The organism is Dawidia cretensis (assembly GCF_018598175.1).
Classification (GTDB): domain Bacteria; phylum Bacteroidota; class Bacteroidia; order Cytophagales; family Cyclobacteriaceae; genus Ohtaekwangia; species Ohtaekwangia cretensis.
Genome location: NZ_JAHESE010000148.1, coordinates 1 through 342, shown reverse-complemented (window position 1 = coordinate 342; position 342 = coordinate 1). Strand labels below are relative to the sequence as shown.

At 45.6% G+C, this 342-nt stretch carries 1 protein-coding gene; it reads right to left on the bottom strand.

What is annotated here, in order from left to right; genetic code table 11:
* Positions 1 to 31: 31 nt before the first annotated feature.
* Positions 32 to 342, bottom strand: a 311-nt coding sequence (locus tag KK062_RS30135; RefSeq protein WP_254088094.1) for a hypothetical protein, incomplete at its 5' end; no start/stop codon positions are given.

Genomic DNA, 342 nt, shown 5'->3' with positions numbered 1-342 from the left:
GAATAATGTAGAAAATCGCATAAAATCTTTTTTAGAGTTTTATCTGAAAACCTAAGCTCACTATACGTGGTGGTGAAGCAACGCTGAGCGTTTCTGGGTCCCACAAATCGAGGATCGATTCAGTATAGAGGTTTTGTGCTTGGAGAAACACCTTTCCATTGTCAACATGAATCGGATCAAGCACCGTGCGAGGAAGGCTATAGGCAATGGTCAAAGTTTTTAGTCGGAGGAAGGCTATACGCTTGATAACAGCGTCGCTCTCTTGCCACATGGGGTACGCGGTGACAACTTGGTCGGTTGTGCCAAATCTTTGAACGCTTGTGATGTCGCCCTCTTTCTGCC